The sequence below is a fragment of the Pseudarthrobacter sp. H2 genome, assembly GCF_050157045.1.
Classification (GTDB): domain Bacteria; phylum Actinomycetota; class Actinomycetes; order Actinomycetales; family Micrococcaceae; genus Arthrobacter.
This window is the reverse complement of record NZ_CP189594.1, coordinates 1,309,125-1,324,250: the sequence shown is the minus strand read 5'-3', so window position 1 is coordinate 1,324,250 and position 15,126 is coordinate 1,309,125. Positions and strand designations below refer to the sequence as shown.

17 protein-coding genes are annotated in these 15,126 nt (G+C 54.2%); 3 read left to right on the top strand and 14 right to left on the bottom strand.

Going from position 1 to position 15,126, the window contains the following annotated elements; translation table 11 throughout:
- Positions 1 to 67: 67 nt before the first annotated feature.
- The 13 genes from ACQCSZ_RS06220 to ACQCSZ_RS06160 all read right to left on the bottom strand — a co-directional run bounded on the left by ACQCSZ_RS06220 (position 68) and on the right by ACQCSZ_RS06160 (position 10,165).
- Positions 68 to 667, bottom strand: coding sequence for a hypothetical protein (locus ACQCSZ_RS06220; protein ID WP_427007192.1), 600 nt, complete (start codon positions 665 to 667; stop codon positions 68 to 70).
- A gap of 40 nt (positions 668 to 707) precedes the next feature.
- A complete protein-coding gene (locus tag ACQCSZ_RS06215; RefSeq protein ID WP_427007191.1) occupies positions 708 to 1,121 on the bottom strand; it encodes an NUMOD4 domain-containing protein in 414 nt (137 codons plus the stop codon).
- A gap of 69 nt (positions 1,122 to 1,190) precedes the next feature.
- Positions 1,191 to 1,583: a hypothetical protein gene (locus ACQCSZ_RS06210; RefSeq protein WP_427007190.1), complete on the bottom strand. Its 393-nt coding sequence runs from the start codon at positions 1,581 to 1,583 to the stop codon at positions 1,191 to 1,193.
- The gene (locus ACQCSZ_RS06205) at positions 1,583 to 1,810 is read right to left on the bottom strand and encodes a hypothetical protein (RefSeq protein ID WP_427007189.1); all 228 of its coding nucleotides are present in this window, start codon (positions 1,808 to 1,810) and stop codon (positions 1,583 to 1,585) included. The genes ACQCSZ_RS06210 and ACQCSZ_RS06205 overlap by 1 nt, the downstream gene beginning before the upstream one ends.
- Before the next feature lie 10 nt (positions 1,811 to 1,820).
- Positions 1,821 to 2,933, bottom strand: a complete 1,113-nt coding sequence (locus tag ACQCSZ_RS06200) for a phage major capsid protein (protein WP_427007188.1) — start codon at positions 2,931 to 2,933, stop codon at positions 1,821 to 1,823.
- A gap of 146 nt (positions 2,934 to 3,079) precedes the next feature.
- Positions 3,080 to 4,057 (bottom strand): HK97 family phage prohead protease, encoded by a 978-nt coding sequence (locus ACQCSZ_RS06195; protein ID WP_427007187.1) that lies wholly within the window; start codon positions 4,055 to 4,057, stop codon positions 3,080 to 3,082.
- 98 nt (positions 4,058 to 4,155) lie between these two features.
- Complete coding sequence (locus ACQCSZ_RS06190) at positions 4,156 to 4,740, bottom strand: minor capsid protein (protein WP_427007186.1); 585 nt, start codon at positions 4,738 to 4,740, stop codon at positions 4,156 to 4,158.
- A 251-nt stretch (positions 4,741 to 4,991) separates the two neighbouring features.
- The gene (locus ACQCSZ_RS06185; RefSeq protein ID WP_427007185.1) at positions 4,992 to 6,332 is read right to left on the bottom strand and encodes a phage portal protein; all 1,341 of its coding nucleotides are present in this window, start codon (positions 6,330 to 6,332) and stop codon (positions 4,992 to 4,994) included.
- A gap of 152 nt (positions 6,333 to 6,484) precedes the next feature.
- Positions 6,485 to 7,177, bottom strand: a complete 693-nt coding sequence (locus ACQCSZ_RS06180) for a hypothetical protein (RefSeq protein WP_427007184.1) — start codon at positions 7,175 to 7,177, stop codon at positions 6,485 to 6,487.
- Positions 7,178 to 7,534: a hypothetical protein gene (locus tag ACQCSZ_RS06175; RefSeq protein WP_427007183.1), complete on the bottom strand. Its 357-nt coding sequence runs from the start codon at positions 7,532 to 7,534 to the stop codon at positions 7,178 to 7,180.
- Between the two features lie 53 nt (positions 7,535 to 7,587).
- Positions 7,588 to 8,985 (bottom strand): phage terminase large subunit, encoded by a 1,398-nt coding sequence (gene terL, locus ACQCSZ_RS06170; protein WP_427008263.1) that lies wholly within the window; start codon positions 8,983 to 8,985, stop codon positions 7,588 to 7,590.
- The gene (locus ACQCSZ_RS06165; protein WP_427007182.1) at positions 8,985 to 9,530 is read right to left on the bottom strand and encodes a terminase small subunit; all 546 of its coding nucleotides are present in this window, start codon (positions 9,528 to 9,530) and stop codon (positions 8,985 to 8,987) included. Before ACQCSZ_RS06165 ends, terL begins: the two co-directional genes overlap by 1 nt.
- A gap of 65 nt (positions 9,531 to 9,595) precedes the next feature.
- On the bottom strand, positions 9,596 to 10,165 hold the full coding sequence (locus ACQCSZ_RS06160; protein ID WP_427007181.1) for a hypothetical protein: 570 nt from the start codon (positions 10,163 to 10,165) through the stop codon (positions 9,596 to 9,598).
- A 110-nt stretch (positions 10,166 to 10,275) separates the two neighbouring features.
- Between ACQCSZ_RS06160 and ACQCSZ_RS06155 the strand changes: the two genes are divergently transcribed.
- Together ACQCSZ_RS06155 and ACQCSZ_RS06150 are read left to right on the top strand one after the other, a co-directional pair.
- Entirely contained in the window at positions 10,276 to 11,913 is a 1,638-nt protein-coding gene (locus ACQCSZ_RS06155; protein WP_427007180.1) for a DNA methyltransferase, read from the top strand.
- A gap of 150 nt (positions 11,914 to 12,063) precedes the next feature.
- Positions 12,064 to 12,963 (top strand): hypothetical protein, encoded by a 900-nt coding sequence (locus tag ACQCSZ_RS06150; RefSeq protein WP_427007179.1) that lies wholly within the window; start codon positions 12,064 to 12,066, stop codon positions 12,961 to 12,963.
- Between the two features lie 672 nt (positions 12,964 to 13,635).
- On the opposite strand, the gene ACQCSZ_RS06145 is transcribed toward ACQCSZ_RS06150, so the two are convergent.
- Positions 13,636 to 14,052, bottom strand: a complete 417-nt coding sequence (locus ACQCSZ_RS06145; RefSeq protein WP_427007178.1) for a YopX family protein — start codon at positions 14,050 to 14,052, stop codon at positions 13,636 to 13,638.
- A gap of 186 nt (positions 14,053 to 14,238) precedes the next feature.
- Between ACQCSZ_RS06145 and ACQCSZ_RS06140 the strand changes: the two genes are divergently transcribed.
- Positions 14,239 to 15,126 (top strand): transglycosylase domain-containing protein, encoded by an 888-nt coding sequence (locus tag ACQCSZ_RS06140; protein ID WP_427007177.1) that lies wholly within the window; start codon positions 14,239 to 14,241, stop codon positions 15,124 to 15,126.

Below are 15,126 nucleotides of genomic sequence, written 5' to 3'. Positions count from 1 at the left end.
TTGCGCCCGTTGGTGCCAACCGCCTGGTTCCTGGCGACATCGCAACTGTGTTGAAGCAGCGGTCCCACTAGACCCTCTGCATGGCGTAGCCCTTGATTGTCATGAAGTGGGCTTCAGCTGCGTCTTTGAACGGTGTCGGTGTGCCAGGTGCACCTCGCACAGCGCCCGAGTATTCCTGACGGAACGAGCCAACAGATGTCGAAACTACTTCCTTGCCGCCGGCCACAGCCCAGTTATAGAGATTTAGCGCAACGCCCATGGCCGCTTCTTTGAGGTCATCCGGTACGGTCGTGTTGCCGTAGGTGTAAACCACTTCGATGTAGTCGTTGTAGTAACCGCTAGGGCTCGCAGCGTGTCCCGTGAGCTGCCAGAAGAGGGTGACGCGTCCCAATTGATTGAAGAAGTAGCTATTGGTTGGGATCGTTGACTGACTGATATTTGGCCAACCGACCTTGATACTTGCAATGGCCGTGACGTCCTGGTGGCGGAGCCAGAGCGTTTTGCCCCAGTCATACCGTTCGGTGACTGTTCGTTCTTCACCCCAGCAGCGATGTGTCTGGCTTTCGATGTAGGCGTTCACGGATGACGTGATCTGACTCGCGATACCAGCTACTAACGTTTTGTTTGCGTAAGTGTTTAGATCGGTAGTGGTGAAGATTTGACTCATATATATCTTCACTTTAAAACAAAAAGAAAGCCATTACTAGTCAAATCGTAGACGCAGCCCGTCCTGTTAGCCTGTTCGCGATCTCCGTATTAGAGAGCCCAGACTTATGAAGCCTGACAACTTCGGCGACGTAAAACTCGTGTACCGTGCCCCTGTTAGATAGATTCTCACGTTGAGTGACCCATCGCAGGTTAGAAGCTCTGTTATCTGCTCTAAGTCGATTTATGTGATCTACGTAATTCGCGTCCTCACGTTTTTCACAAAAGGCTGCTGCCACGAGCCTGTGGATAGTAAAGGTTCTGAATCGTCCCTCGACACACATGACTAGTTTCAAATACCCGTTTTCATTGGGAGTAGGTTTTCTAATGCGTTTGTGCTTCCTATGGCGAACCCGCCCCAGGTTTGATACCTCATATTTAGGCAATGCTTCACAATAAGACCATATTTCCGTCATGCTGATAACCATTATATCAAAAACAGGCGCTTTTACGCGCCTGTTTCGTTTTCGTAGGTGTTTAGCCTATTAGTTGATCTCCACTTGTGCAAAGACACCGATACCGACCGCAAGGCCAGTTCCGTTCTGCACCATCTGTACGTCGAACACGTCACCGCGTTGTACTGCAAGTGGAGTGGTCAACGGCACGTTGAGTGGAGTCTCTGCGACCAGGTTCTTACCTGACACCAGTTGCACGGATGCGACTGTTCCAAGCGATGAACCGGCGCGGAGCTGGCGGACGTTGAACGTCACGTTGTTGGTAGCCACGCCAGTGACAGTCGCGTAGCCAGCTGGAGCAGTCAGGTTGACTGCTACCAGGGTGCTACCGTCATCGTCTGTGGTCTCAACGGTGCCCACGTAGGTAGTTGAGGTCGCGCCGCCGGCAGTTTGAGCAGGGAGGGCTTGAGTATAGTGGCTCATTACTTCTTACCTTCCTTAGCTGCTTTGTCTTCCACCTTTACGACTTCGGCTTCTACGGCTTTCTCAGCGCGTCCAGCGGCATCCACGAACTCTTTGTAGATCGTCGAGCCTTCAACGCGCTTTGCGATCTTATCCAGCTCTGCAAGGCCTTCTTTTGTCACCTTGATGACATCGCCCTTGCAGCCGAATGGATACGCATCTTCGAGTAGTTCGATTAATTTAGACATTAATCACCTCCTAGGCGCTGATGACGCCAGTTAGTTTGCTGAAGGCCTCACCGATAACTGGACGACCTGCTACACGTTTTGCAACGCGAAGGCTGATTTTGTCAGCGGCGAAGTCTGTGCCCTGAGTACCGTAGTCAACACGAAGGCCACCGCGGTCACCGATGAAGTAGTTGGTGAAGACACCGAACCAGATCTCAGTTGCGTTTGTGCCACCGCCAAGGTTTGCAGGGATTTCGTCAACGACGTAGACAGCTTTACCAAGCAATGTTGGAGGCGTGCCGTCTGCAAGGCCATCGCGCCAGATTGGGCGTCCTTGTGTGTCCTTCAAGTTCTCAAGTGCTTGAACACCTGCGCTTGAAGTAACGAAGACTGCCTGTGTGCGGTAAGCAGTACCCAGCGAGTACTTGAGCTTCGTAACGTCGCTGTAGGCAACGGTTGCGCCGGCCTGTGCGACTGAGTTTGGTGTGATGGCGCTTGAACGGAAACCGAATGGCTTGCCACTACCGTCACCACCTACGAATGCAGCATTCTCAAGAAGAGCCAGGGCGACAGCGAAGCGTTGCTCGACGTAGTTCTGGATGCTTGGGTTAGTTGCAGCGTCAGCGATGATCTCGCTCGTGAAGCTGTCAAGAGCAGCCGCTTTGAATGGCGTCAGTACGTTTGGATCGAAGACTTCACCAGTCTCAGTGATCGGCGCACCTTCAGCTACCCAGTAAGCAGTCGCCATGGCGTTTTCGCTTGGTAGGACCAGCTGTGCAGGCATGTCGCTAATGACAGTAGAGATCTGGCGCATAGGCGAGATGTACTTCATCTTGCTGACGATGCTGTCGGCTACGGCTGTAGGAACCAGGATGCCGCCAGCAGTACCTGAACCAGGCGTGCCTTCAGACTGTGCTTTGGCTTTGTATTCTTTAGATACGAGGCCGTTTACTTCTGCAAGCTGTGATTGGTCACCGCTGGCAAGAGCGGTGTAAAACTTACTAACGAGTTCACGCTCTTCTTTAGGAAGGGCCTCGCGCTTGTTAACAACGTCTTTGGCTTCTTTTTTCTGAAGCTCTTTTAGTTTGGAGTCAAGCATATCTGCGAGCTTGGCGTCCATGTATTCTTTTGCTGTTTGAGTCATATCACCCCCTTAGGTGTATATAAGTGGTCGAGGACCGGGTTAGTAGTGTTTCCGAGAGACCGTAGTCTGCTTCGTCCTAGCACCAGGCTGGTCGGGTTACGCCGCCTTTAGCTAAGTTCTACTGGGGGGTGAGCTGTGCTCATTGGCTATTGATTTGAATGTGCGGCTTCTAGATCGGCGTCGATCTGTGCTTGAAGTTCAGGTGTCAGCTCGGCGTTCTCGTCGAACTCGACAGGTTTCGCTGCTTCTTCAGCGGCTTTGGCATCAGCGGCGGCCTGAGCCTCTTCAGCTGCCTTCTTGTCAGTCTCAACCTTCGCAGCGGCCTCGTCGGCGGCAACCTTGGCAGCCTCTTCTGTCGCCTTAGCGTCAGTTGCTTCCTTAGCCTCACGAGCTTCGCGCTCTTCGTCTGTTTCAACCGGGAAGGTGATGGTTTCGAGCTTGGCGGCCATGGCAGCGTTTTGCTCGCCGAGCACAGTCATCGTCTCGGTAACTTTTCCGAGTGCGTCTGTGAGTGCTGATAGCTGTGATTTAACTTCGTCCATGTTTTCTCCTGTATCCGTTATTTGTTCCTTGAGCTGGGTTTCGAGTAGGTCGGCTTCCTTGCGCATGCTGTCCATCAGCCAGGTCGCGTCCTTGCGGTTGATCGAGCCTTCTTTCAGGCCCAGGGCGATGGCGCGTGGGTTGGCTGGGATGGCAACGACACTGACTTCGAGCAGTTCGTTGTCCTTTAGGATTGGCACATCGTTCTGTACGTCCCAGGTGTGGTTGATGAAGCCGGCAGAGACACAACGGAGTGTGCGCTTTACCAGCTGGCGGAAGATGATGTCTGCCTTCGGATTAGTTTCTGCATCATCGAACTGTGCCGTGATGAAGGATTTGCCGTTATTGTTCAGGTCCAGGCTGATTCCCTGTCCGAGCACATTCTCGTTCTCGCTCGGATCGTGACCCCACAGGATCAGAGGGTTGTTCATGTAGTTCTTGACGTCCCAGCTGGCCTGGTCGACGATCTCGCCTTGCCGGTCAGGTTGGTCGTCACTGAAGCAGAAGGTGATTTGGCGCTTCTGCTCATCAACTGACTTGATGTCGATGTTGAAGAGCTTGTTTATCTTGCGTATCTCAGTCATGGCTATTCGTATAAGTCTCTTTTATGTTTCTGTCCTTAAGGTAAATTATTCGGCAAATAAATACAACAGCTATATCAGTGAATGGCCACCAATTTGGATTAGATGTCTACTGGGACAGTCACGGGCAATATTCGGCAGCGGCACGAAACATGAGCTGGAGGCGTGGGGACATTGTCGTATGAGATGTTGAGTGACTTTCCATCAACCGTTAGCACGTCCCCGAGAGATAAATAGTCGGTATCAAGTTCTACGATCGTCCCGTCCAGACTGTTGCACCAAGGACACGTCCTTTCATCAAGAATCGCGTACCACTCCTTGCCATGAACGACTCCCGACTGGCTCCACGCTTCTACATCAGCAAAGCCTTGCGCCCTGGTCACTTCCGTCCTAGCGATCCGGTCGGCCCTATAGGTCAGTGCCGAGCCCATGACAGTTTCGATCCGGGCCTGTAGCTCGATGTCGGTCTCATCGTTATCAATTCCCTGGCTAATCGTGGCCCGTAGCTGCTTCTCAGTCTCCGCGTTGACGTCCTCAGCGATTTTCTGCGACCGTTGCTGGTAGTAGTTCAGGACACCAGGGGTGGTCGGGTTGAACATGCTTGGATCTAGGTTCAAGTCGCCGGTAGCTGTCTTGCCTGTCTCCACGATCAAGGCGTAGATGATGGGCGCGATAGCAAGCCGCATGGCGTCGTTATAGGCGCTCCAGGCGAGCAATGCAGCTAGATAGTCCCTTTTATCGCGTTTGGTGATTCGACGGCTGCCGTAGTCCTTCAAATGCTTCGTAGCGGCGTTGTTGATGATGTTCTGACGCTGAGCCTCGAACTGCTGACGTAGTGCGACCAGAAGTTGTTGCTCGTAGACTTCGCCGCGCCGGTTGTACTTGGCCGCTTTAGCTTCGCCGCGGCGGTCACGAGCTGCCTGAATCTCTTCAGGCGTTAGGGTTTTTTTACGCTCTGCTTACCCTCTAAGGATTTGCTTTCGGCAGCTGGTTTCTTCGCCTGGTCGTCGGTCGCTGGCTTCTCGGTTCCGCCGGCAAGCACATCTTCCAAGGAGATCGCACCCTTGCCTTGCACGATGATCTGCTCACCGAGGCCACCAGGAAGTGCTTCTTCGCCGTACATCTCTCGAACTTCGTCCTTTGTCCACCACTTATCCACACCTGCAGAAGCGGCCTTGAGCTTGGCTTCAACATCTTCAGGGACCGGGTTGATGAAATCGAGTTCCAGCGTTGGGTCGTAGACCTTGACCAGCGTCGCGTTTATCTGGCGAACGAACTGACGGACGCGAGGCACAACGTTGACGACCGCATTCACGTAGAAGCCGGCCTCAAGGTTCGAACGGTTGACGTTCTCGACTGAGCCGATCATGCCAGGGCTGACTTTGAACATCGCCAAGATCTCGTCGCGGCTGAACTTACGGCTTTCGAGGAAATCAAGATCTTGCTGGTTGAGCATCCATGGAGTTGCCTTGCCGCCTTCAATCAGCAGTGGCTTGTATGCCGAGTCAGTGCCGGTGTGGTCATCGACAAACTGCGCCTTCCACCTGGCGTAGGACTCATCATCGAGTGGCTGATCAGTCTGGAAGATGAGGCTCGGCCGAGCGCCATTGGCGAACAACTGTTGGTTCCACGCCTTCATCTGCTCTTCAATGTCGAGAGTCGCAGCCGACGCGGCAATGATCGAGCGCCCGTTGTAGGGATTAGCTGGATCTGGGTTGAGGTCCCGGATAAAGGCGGTCACTGGATACGTCTCAGAGCCGATGTGGACGGTGCTCTTGGTGTACGTCTCCCCCAGGCGGAAATGAACAAGGTGAGCGGGGAAGATATCGAGTGCAGCCGGCAGGCGCCCCTTAGATGGGATAAACGCCTCGCCGCTGACGTCCCGCATGAAGATGTAGCTCTCCCCTACGACGTTCATGTAGGTGAAGTGAAGCTGGCGCATCTGTTCGCCGGTATGAACCACGTTGGGCCCATCGATCAGTTCAAGGATCTCCATGGCTGGGCCACTCGTCACAACCTCTTTGGTGCCGTCCGGCAGCTTGCGCTTCAAGACGAGTTCTACGGCTGCTGACGGTTCAACAATGGCGCTGTTGGCTGCGAACACCCAGCCGGTAAGTGCTGCGAGCTGAGCTGGCTTGTCCGCGTAGGTGTTGAGTCTGCCGCCGGCTCCCCCAGGGAAGTTCACGCCATCGACGGGGTTCAGCGCCGGTATCAGAGACTTGCTGTTCCCGCTAATTACGTTAGCCAGGCGCTGTCGAAAGGGTGTCCGTTTTTGCATAGAGGGTTGTTTATTGCCTTATTTATGATTCTGTCTTGATAGTAACATCAATGGGCAGTGGCTTAAATAGCTATTCCTGCACTTCTGACGCTTCTTCTTGCACTCTTTCAGCTATGCGTGCCTGGATGATCTGCAAGTTACGCATATGCCTCCTATGAACTTGTTATTGTTTCCCAGCCGGTTGCTCCACCGATACGAAGCTTGTTGAGGGTCGTATCGAAGTAAATGCCTCCTTTGACGTACGCGGGAGCTGAGGCAGTCGGAGCTTGAACGGGCTTAAACACGACTGCGGCCTCTATACCTGTTGATAACAGCTTGAGCTGAGGAGTAGAGCCGCGAACAAACAATACGTCAGTCGCCGTGCGTGAACCCATCGTAACGAAGTGATAAACACCGTCGGCGTAGAAGTATCCACCGTCGGAGGCTCCATCAAAACGCATAGTTGCATAGTCAGAAGTCACGACATGAAGTGGTTCTAGTGGGCTGGCCGTACCGATACCGACGCGATTGTTAATAGGGTCAACATGCAATGTATTCGTATCAACCGTCAAACCAGTTGTGACGAGGGCGCCAGTCATCGTATCCCCGCTCTTCAACACATTCAGGGCGTCTTGGGTATCGACGTAGGTTTTATCTGCCTTGGTGCTAATCGCCGTCTGCGTGGCCGTGCTTATCGGCTTGCTGAGATCGCTGGTGTTGTCCACATTGCTCAAACCGACGTCAGCCTTAGCGAGCGTAACGGCGCCCTGTTTGCCGGCTACGCTGGTCACAGAGTTCACCGCCCCTGCCATCGTCACCTCGACGTTTATCTGCTTGAGCGAGACGTCAACCGTGATGTCTGCCATCTAGTTGTCCCTCACGACGTCGCTGACGATCAGTGTGCCGACGCCTGATGACTGGCGCGCTCCCCCGGCGTCCACAGATTTAATGTCGTAGACATAGCCGCGCACTGGGAGGCTTGATTCGCCGTAGCTGATAGGCACATAGGTAATGCCCTGAGTGGGGCCGCTATGGGAGGTGACAGTCTTGGAGATAAGCGCCTGGGCGTCAGTGTCGCGCACTGTCTTCTTGACCGTGAAGTAAATCGTCCAGCCCGTGATATTGACGTCGGTGACCACTCCGGTCGTGGCATCCTTCGTTGAAAAGTGCAGCTTAAGGCTGTTGTCCGTTCCTTGTTTGATTTCGATAGTTCCGGCGCTCATATATGTTTTTAGATTAACACTAAAGCAAATTCGAATGAATAGCTTTTATTGACTCACGCACTCCTGACACGGAAAACGCTCTTTGATGGGTTCGCCACTCTTTCGTAGATAGCCGCCAAAACATCCGGGGCATCATCGTGCTTGTTCTTGCCCTTCTTCTGATAGGCCATGAGCTGCTTGTGGAACTCTGGGAACTTGTGCTTCCAGTTGTAGGGCATCATGACGTGTTTGTTGACCCAGGCACTTGAAGCCAGGATGCGAGCTTCCTTGTTGCTTGTCTGAGCTACCCACTTGACGACGCACTTCCTGTTGCCGTGAGTGTCCTTCAGAAGCCGCTCAATGTTCCTGGCGAATCCGCGGCCGCCGTTGTTGCTCTCAATGGTTGCCTCGTTCACTTCGTCCGCATCAAGCATGGCTGCGACGCTGGGCTCCGTGTTCTCCATAGCCTCATCCGTCATGACGACGTCGGTGACGTACACCTCGCCTTCATGTTCGATGTAGTCCACGCTGCAAAGGAAGTCCGAGCCTGTGTCGGCGGTGTCGGTGTAGTTCCAGCGCTTATGTGGGCCAGCCGGTAAGGACTCGTAAACGGTGAAGGCGCTGAACAGCCGGCCTTTCACATCGATTGGTTGCTGGTTGTAGTTAGCTTCTACGATGTCGTGGTTCATCTCTTTGGTCTTGAGGTCGTAGTCCCGTCGCGACAGTACGGACTCGCACAGCATCGTGCCGTCGTCCTGGACTGCCTTGAACGTGATGACTTCCACCTCATCAGGAAAGGCGTCAATGATCCTTCCTGCCAGATCTCCTTCTGCCCATCGGGTCATGAAGACGTAGACCTTCCAGTCGTCACCCTCAGTACGGGAGAGCATGGTGTTCGTCAGCCAGCTCCAGTGCTTCTCAAGGATCATCTCGCTATAGGCTTCCTCAGCATTCTTGATGATGTCGTCGATCACGATGTCGTTGGCGCCGAATCCCGTTGCTGTGCCGCTTGGGGACGTTGCGAGATAGTTGTCCTGGCTACTACCTTCGAGCGCCCACTTGCTGGCACTTGCCTGACCGTACTTGACGGTCGTACTAGGAAAAATGTCTCTGTAAACAAGCACGCCGTCTGCCGGCGTCTCATCAATCGTGTCGCGGACCTTTCGGGCGAAGGTCGTTGAAAGCGTTTCGTTGTAAGAGCCCGTCATCACCTTGCGGCTCGGGTCTTCCCCGAATCGCCACTCCACGAAGTTGCCGGCCGTGAAGCTCTTGTAATGGCGCGGTGGCATGTTGATCACCAGGAAGCGCTTCTGATTCTGCTCACTGAACGCCTGGACCTTCTCGCACACCTCTTTGAGATACGTTCGATCGTCGCCGTAGTGGCGAGGGTACTTCAGCTGGCAGTAGTCGTAGAAGTGACGCCGAGCTAGCTCAAACTGGGCCTGCTGCCGAACGTAGTCGAGCCCGTTCATCACCCACCGGATGCGAGCTTGCGCAGCTCCTCTGTCGTCAGTTGGCTGTACTGGCTGATCGACTCACCCTTGCTGGTGTGGTCAACCTCTGATCGGTCTTTCCAGTTGGAGTTGTTCTTAAGCCAGAAGATGGAAGGGGTGGCCGGTGCATCACCACTCATCATCCGCTCTTCAACCTGCTCGTTGATACGGGCTTTGGCTTCCTTTATGGCGTCGGAAAACCTTTCACCTGACTCGTCAGTGTCATCACGGTCGTCGTACATACCTGACTCATAGTCCAGGAGAGTGTCCCGGTGGGTTTTTAATGCACGGGCTAACCCAAGGATCGTGTACGGACGTTGCTCAGTCATTACCTCGCGAGTGACCCAGTTCGTAGAGCCGTCCTGCTTAGTACCGTCTTCCATGCGCCGCATCTCTGTGTGAGGGTCGCAGAGGTTGAAGTACGTCTCGATCTGGTTCTTGAGTTCCGCGACCGTCTTGAACTTGAGAGGCCGGCCGCCCTTGTTCTTCTCTTCCGTTTGTTCTGGTGTTTCAGTGTCTGCCATATGTTGCGTCTATTTATGCACAGACGGACGAAAATTGAAAGACCACTTATCGCGGCTTGAGCGGCTTAAGCCGAGTGGTGCGCGATGCACTCGGCCGTTCCCTTGAGTAACAAGTCACGAACCGGCAGGGCTTCAGATCCTGCGTGCCCCTGGGCGTTGTAGGTCGTGCGGCGCATCTCAATCCAAGGGTTGCCTTCATCATCGATCATCTTCGTCAGGTAGTTCCCCGAGATATAGACAAATGCCTCAGTGCGGATGTCCGTTCGTGAAAACTGGCGTTCCCACCAAGCGATGTCGGCAGGTTCCCACTCGTCGTCTCCCTTGGCTGTCTGCCAGATCTTGCCTGACGTGTCGATGCAGAAGTGGGAAATGATCTCCCAGCCATCAGCTGCCTTGATCAGCGGATTCGACTCATCGCCCTTGAAGAAATGAACGAGACGGGAAGATGGTTGTGGCGACCGCACCATGATCGGTTTGACCGGAATTCTTCGATCCCAGAGAACACGAGCAATTTCCACACAGGTTTCGCGCATCGCGCGAATTAGTCGCTCACCCTCAAGTTCTTGCCTCCGCTGGCCAGTGTCGGACTGGGTAAGCACGCTGAGGTGCTGATTCAACTCGTCATCGATGCTCATTTGACGATGATATAGAGTCGGCGTCAGCCAGTGCCCGACTGAATCTGTGAGCGCGTCTCCACATGGCGACACGCCCGTGCCAATCGACGCACGTCGGCTAGGGTGAACGAGTGGACAAGAACGAGCTTTACTATGGGGACAATCTCGATGTGCTGGGACAGTACGTCAAGGACGAATCGGTCGATCTGGTCTACCTAGACCCGCCATTCAACAGCAACCGGAACTACTCGGTGATCTTCAGTCGCAACGGGCAGGTTAGCGATGCGAACAGCGCACAGATCGAGGCCTTCGAGGATACGTGGCACTGGACGCACGTGACCGAAGATCAGTACACGGCATTTGTTAGTACTGCGCCCGGACGTGTGGCTGACGCTGTGTCGGCCTTCAGGACGCTGCTCGGCGAGAATGACGCCATGGCGTACATCGTCAATATGGCTCCCCGCCTGGTCGAACTCCACCGGACCCTAAAGCCGACCGGAGCTCTCTACCTCCACTGTGATCCCACCATGAGTCACTACCTAAAGCTCATTTTGGACGCAATCTTTGGGCCGGAAAATTTTCGTAACGAAATCATTTGGAACCGGACTGCTTCCAAGAGCCTATCGTCGACGCGCCTGCCAACGAATCACGACGTCATTCTGAGCTACGTCAAAACATCATCGGCCAAATGGAATCAAGATGAATCGTTTGTCGCCTACGACGAGAACGATTTGGATGAGAGGACAGCCGGCAAGTACAACAAGCGCGACAGCAGCGGTCGCCTTTATCGCCTTGATAACCTCATCAATCCAAGTCCCGACCGACCCAATCTCACATACGAGTTCCTTGGTGTTACGCGTGTTTGGCGCTGGACCAAAGAGCGGATGCAAAAAGCATACGATGACGGTCTAGTCATCCAAACAAAGCCTGGCAGTGTTCCTCAGATGAAGCGCTTCCTTGATGAACAACGCGGTAGATCCATTGGAGACGTCTGGACGGATATCTCCCCGCTCAACTCACAGGCGGCCGAACGGCTTGGGTATCCCACACAGAAGCCACTAACGCTGCTTGACCGCATACTCCGTCTCAGCACAGAGCCAGGTGACGTCGTTCTGGACCCATTCTGTGGCTGTGGGACCACAGTTGATGCAGCTCAACGTCTGGGGCGCAAGTGGATCGGCATAGACATCACCTACATCGCGGTTGACTTGATCTTGAAGCGCCTTGAGCACACATACGGCGAAGCGATCTTGAAGACTATCGATGTCAATGGCATTCCATCAGATGTCGGCAGTGCACAAGCCCTATTTGAACGTTCCCCCTTTGACTTCGAACGTTGGGCCGTCTCACTGATCAACGCTGAGCCAAACCAAAAGCAGGTCGGAGACCGTGGCATTGATGGCACGGCCAGATTCCCGATCGACGGACGTGGCAAGCTCGGCAAGGTACTTGTCTCCGTGAAGGGCGGTAAGACGGTCTCCCCTACATTCGCCAGGGATCTCCGGGGGACTGTCGAGCGCACCACAGATGCTCACATGGGTGTGCTTATCACCATGGCACCAGCTACTCGTGGTGTGAAAGAAGAGATGGACCACGGCGGTGTCTTCACCCACCCCGCTAACGGGCAAACATTCCCGAAGATGCAGCATGTGGATATCCACGACCTACTGGCCGGCAACTTGCCGAAGATGCCAGGAACGATCCTTCCGTACATCGCGGCCGAGAAGATCAAAGTCAAGCCGGCCACAGATAGCTTGTTCGAGCTCTGAACTCCCTGAAGGGTCGTATAGGTTTGGTGGTGCATGCTTTGGTCGGAACTGTATCGGCCCAGCGGCTCCCGTGACGCCGAGACCGCAGCAGTGACCGTGACCAGGGTCTGACAGACGCAAATTGCCGTACCCTCCAGCTAGGCTGGCTGTATGGAGCAGGAAATTAATGAATCTCAGCCAAGCAAGCGAGTCAAGCTGAATTATGAGGCTATCGCTGCCGGGCTGACCGAGAAGGACCTAGCCAAGATTGCCGGCTTCCAGAAGTCAGTTTTTCCCGGGCTTGTGGAGTCGTTGGGGCGCCAAGCCACGTATGCCTCGACCCTTAGGGCGACTAGCCTTGCCGCTTCGAAGTTCATGGACAGCCAGATGGCGGCTGGCTTGGCCGCTGATATTGCTCGCCAGCAACTGACCAGCCCGGCACTTGCCGCCATCACAGAGCACATCATTGGCCAGAACAAAGAACTGAACGGCTTTGCTTCACGCATGCAGGAGCTCACAAGTGAGATCGTCCGATCGAACCGCGTGGCCGAGATGATGACGGCTCATATGCAGCCGGCAGTTACACAGGCAGCGAGGATCGCGGAACAGCAGTACAAACTGAATAGTGCCTTGGCGCCTCTCCTGGCGAATGTCGTCAATACGATCAAATCCTCTTTGCCTACAAGCCAGATCTCGATGCCTGCGAACGACTGGTCCATGCTGCTTGCCGACGTTGAAGAACTGAAAGAGGAAGCAGACGCTGACGAGGAAGAAATTGAAGAGTTTCTCCAGAACCACCCTGAGCTTCAGGCCGAGCTTGACGAGCTTACCCAGCTCATAGACTTCACGGACCCGGTACAGCGTGCACGCATCGTCAGGGCAATGAAGCTGCTGACGTACCTCATGTTCTTCGCGGTCATCGTGGGAAGTTGGCAACTCCTTGCTGCCTACGCCTCAATCATCAGTCTGATGGGCATGACCGCACCGAATGTCGTCAAGGCAGTCGGGAGCGGAACGGAAAAGGTGCTGAACAAGATCTCACCGCTTCCTGACGAAGAACCGAAAGAATAAGCCGGGCCGCCTCACCCTCGCAACCAACTGGCGTTCGGAGCAAATGAAAGCACCGTAAGTCCTAGAAAGATCATCTATGACGAGGCATTCACTGGGCTTGTCCGCGGTCTACTAGAGTCCAAGATATGAACAAGACCTACTTGTTCATATCTTGGGGGATATTCAGATGAGTGATTCGCGTGTTCAACCGTCATCGAGACGCCGCGGCCTGGCCGCCTGTATCCTCACGCTAGGAGTCGCCATAGCGGCTGCTGGTTGTGCATCCACATCAAGTGCATCAGCCAAGCCTCCAGTTGCCGCTGCGAGCTCTGCTCCTGCTGTAAACCAAACGCAGGCCGCCAACGCTGGCAAGCTGATCTATGCGCTCAGCCGTGGCGGTGATGCCACAGCTTTTAAGTACATCTCACCCACCGTCAGGTTTGGATCGAACCGGGTCATGGCGGCGATAGAAGGATGTCGGGTGACGTCACCCTGGGAGACGTTCAACTCAGGAGTCTCACTGAGTTCAGAACTTACGTGCCTCGACAAGGATCTTGTGTCCGTCGATGTCTACTTCGATTCAAGTGGAAAGGTTACCCGCGTATATGGAACGGGTGTCAATCGAAAGTTCGACTCACAGCCCTAGTTGGTCCACCAAAACGACAGCCTCGCCCAGCTGTCGTTCTCTATGTCCTACTTCTCTAGCAACCTAGGGTTCTCGTAGATGTTGCCGATGACTTCAAATTGATCATCGAGCTGGAGCATGTCCTCCTTCGGGTCTAGATGTCTACCGTCACGAAAGCAGTTGAGCGAGAATCGTGCTTCCTTGTCGAGCCAGTCAACGCGGTAAATGTCGGGTCTTTCGGTAAGTTCCTGTTCCCAGTCAATCCATTGCATCAGGTCGCCCTCATAGATCTCCACACCGTTCTTGTCTTTGAGACCGGTGTACTGCATGAGCGGTGTCTGTTCGGGAAAAACTGTATTGGATGGACTCATAGATGCTGAGTCTTTTGCGTCAATGCCTTGAACGTAAAACGCGCCGAGCCATCCAGCCATCACGTTGTGTTCCATCTTCGAGCCTGTCCACGCTCTAAACTTGATGTCTCTCATACTTGATTATTCCTGCTTAATTTCTGCCGTTGAGTATGAGGCAAAAACAGAAAATAGCACACTATTTTTACCGACCAGTCTAGTTATCCACACCAAAAGATTAAAAGCGGACTATTACCAATAGGCGTATAATTCTGCTACCTCCCTATTCCCCGTGGGAGTATTCTTTTCGGGAAAGCTCGACAAATGGCAACAGTCGCAGTCCCAGCAACCACAACAGTCACTTCTTCCCCACGAAAGCGAAAGAAGCACCGCCTACTTCGATTCATCGGCGGCTGCTTCAAACTCCTCTTTGTCCTGGTCATTCTGAGCCTGGTGGCCACCGTCTCATTCATCTGGTGGACTCCCCCGCGTACGTCGTACATGCTGCAAGGCGGCGAGCCCGTGGCCTACCAGTTCGTCTCCATCGACCACATCAGCCGCTTTGCCCTAGCGGCGACTATCGCGCATGAGGATCAGCAACTGGGGACTCGCCCTGGGGCCTTCGATATGGAGGACTTCCAAGCAAGGGCTAAGGCGAATCTAGAAGGCAAGCCTGATCCGAGTGGTTCAACCATCCCGCAGCAGCTCGTCAAGAACATCTTTCTATGGCCGGACCAAAGCGCTCTGCGAAAAGGGCTGGAGGCCGGCCTTGCGAGTGAGTTCAGTTTCATCCTGACGGATAAGCGCGTCTTGGAGCTCTACCTGAACTACGCGCAGTTTGGTCCGCACGTCTATGGCATCTGCGCGGCCACCTGGTACTACTACAACACTCCCCCATCGAGAATGACCGAGTATCAGGCGGCTCAGCTCATGGGCGTCTTACCCCTACCTAACCGTGTGCGTCGGCCGGCCGAAGGCGGGATCTCTCTAGACAAACGGACTGACAGCCTTGTGTGGGAGTACGTGAACGGTGCGGCTAACGTGTGGGTGCCACGGCAGATAGAAGGGATGGGTGGCTGGCAGCAGGCAGTGGCAACAGTCGGCATTTATGATCTGGCCTCTGACCACGTCACGACGGCGTATAAAGCTGATGGCTGTTCAACCATGCCGCAGAGTGTACGTGATCGGTTGGATTCAAATGTGCGGAAATGA

Coding starts and splice junctions, on each gene's coding strand:
- ACQCSZ_RS06165 (WP_427007182.1), bottom strand. CDS start 9,530: ATGGCAGACACTGAAACACCAGAACAAACGGAAGAGAAGAACAAGGGC.
- ACQCSZ_RS06160 (WP_427007181.1), bottom strand. CDS start 10,165: ATGAGCATCGATGACGAGTTGAATCAGCACCTCAGCGTGCTTACCCAG.
- ACQCSZ_RS06200 (WP_427007188.1), bottom strand. CDS start 2,933: ATGACTCAAACAGCAAAAGAATACATGGACGCCAAGCTCGCAGATATG.
- ACQCSZ_RS06145 (WP_427007178.1), bottom strand. CDS start 14,052: ATGAGAGACATCAAGTTTAGAGCGTGGACAGGCTCGAAGATGGAACAC.
- ACQCSZ_RS06210 (WP_427007190.1), bottom strand. CDS start 1,583: ATGAGCCACTATACTCAAGCCCTCCCTGCTCAAACTGCCGGCGGCGCG.
- ACQCSZ_RS06205 (WP_427007189.1), bottom strand. CDS start 1,810: ATGTCTAAATTAATCGAACTACTCGAAGATGCGTATCCATTCGGCTGC.
- ACQCSZ_RS06220 (WP_427007192.1), bottom strand. CDS start 667: ATGAGTCAAATCTTCACCACTACCGATCTAAACACTTACGCAAACAAA.
- ACQCSZ_RS06195 (WP_427007187.1), bottom strand. CDS start 4,057: ATGACTGAGATACGCAAGATAAACAAGCTCTTCAACATCGACATCAAG.
- ACQCSZ_RS06190 (WP_427007186.1), bottom strand. CDS start 4,740: ATGCGGCTTGCTATCGCGCCCATCATCTACGCCTTGATCGTGGAGACA.
- ACQCSZ_RS06215 (WP_427007191.1), bottom strand. CDS start 1,121: ATGACGGAAATATGGTCTTATTGTGAAGCATTGCCTAAATATGAGGTA.
- ACQCSZ_RS06185 (WP_427007185.1), bottom strand. CDS start 6,332: ATGCAAAAACGGACACCCTTTCGACAGCGCCTGGCTAACGTAATTAGC.
- ACQCSZ_RS06180 (WP_427007184.1), bottom strand. CDS start 7,177: ATGGCAGACATCACGGTTGACGTCTCGCTCAAGCAGATAAACGTCGAG.
- terL (WP_427008263.1), bottom strand. CDS start 8,985: ATGAACGGGCTCGACTACGTTCGGCAGCAGGCCCAGTTTGAGCTAGCT.
- ACQCSZ_RS06175 (WP_427007183.1), bottom strand. CDS start 7,534: ATGAGCGCCGGAACTATCGAAATCAAACAAGGAACGGACAACAGCCTT.
- ACQCSZ_RS06140 (WP_427007177.1), top strand. CDS start 14,239: ATGGCAACAGTCGCAGTCCCAGCAACCACAACAGTCACTTCTTCCCCA.
- ACQCSZ_RS06150 (WP_427007179.1), top strand. CDS start 12,064: ATGGAGCAGGAAATTAATGAATCTCAGCCAAGCAAGCGAGTCAAGCTG.